General features: G+C 51.6%; 1 pseudogene. It reads right to left on the bottom strand.

The annotated features are described in order from the left end of the window. Nucleotides 1-1,313, bottom strand: a pseudogene (locus CRP01_RS42695) (hypothetical protein); the annotation flags it as partial.

The following is a 1,313-nucleotide window of genomic DNA, read 5'->3' as shown; positions in this document are numbered from 1 at the left end:
TCCTGGCCCGTAATATCTACCGGGGTTTCTGAATAATCGGCAAGTCCCGTAGCGACATCGCAGGCTTCAATCGTATCGTCTCCCGGAGCAGTAACCACCGGATCGGTCGTATCACCAATGGTGATCGTTTGCGTATCGGTGCCCTGGTTGAGGCACTCATCAATAGCCGTGAAGGTACGGGTAATGACCACTGGGCAAGTTCCCGTTTGCGTATCTACATAAGTAAGGGTATAGTTACAATCTTCAGTAACCGTAACTCCGTAGGCCGCTTCCTGGCCCGTAATATCAACCGGTGTTTCTGAATAATCCGCTAATCCCGTAGCGACATCGCAAGCCTCAATCGTATCGTCTCCCGGGGCCGTTACTACCGGATCGGTAGTATCACCAATTGTGATGGTTTGCGTATCTGTGCCTTCATTCAAACACTCATCAATCGCGGTAAACGTCCGCGTAATCACTACCGGACAGGTGCCCGTTTGCGTATCTACATAAGTAAGGGTGTAATTGCAGTCTTCGGTAACCGTCACTCCGTAGGCCGCTTCCTGGCCCGTAATATCAACCGGTGTTTCTGAATAATCCGCTAATCCTGTAGCGACATCGCAAGCCTCAATCGTGTCATCGCCCGGAGCCGTTACTACCGGATCGGTAGTATCACCAATGGTGATGGTTTGCGTATCGGTGCCCTGGTTAAGGCACTCATCGATGGCCGTGAACGTACGCGTGATCACTACCGGGCAAGTGCCGGTTTGCGTATCTACATAGGTAAGGGTATAGTTACAATCTTCGGTAACCGTCACGCCGTAGGCTGCTTCCTGGCCTGTGATATCCACTGGGGTCTCAGAATAATCAGCAAGACCCGTAGCTACATCACACGCCTCAATCGTATCATCGCCCGGAGCCGTTACCACCGGATCGGTGGTATCGCCAATCGTGATCGTTTGGGTATCCGTGCCTTGATTCAAACATTCATCGATTGCCGTAAACGTCCGGGTAATCACTACCGGACAAGTCCCCGTTTGCGTATCTACATAAGTCAGGGTATAGTTGCAATCTTCGGTAACCGTCACCCCGTAAGCCGCTTCCTGACCAGTAATATCTACCGGAGTTTCAGAATAATCAGCAAGGCCCGTAGCTACATCGCACGCTTCAATCGTATCATCGCCCGGAGCGGTCACCACCGGATCGGTCGTATCGCCAATCGTAATCGTTTGGGTATCGGTGCCCTGGTTGAGACATTCGTCAATCGCGGTAAAGGTCCTGGTTATGACTACCGGACAGGTACCGGTTTGGGTATCCACATAGGTGAGTGTATA

The sequence above is a fragment of the Flavilitoribacter nigricans DSM 23189 = NBRC 102662 genome, assembly GCF_002646595.1.
Lineage (GTDB): Bacteria > Bacteroidota > Bacteroidia > Chitinophagales > Saprospiraceae > Flavilitoribacter > Flavilitoribacter nigricans.
The sequence above is the reverse complement of the archived record's forward strand: the minus strand, read 5'-3'. Positions and strand labels throughout refer to the sequence as shown.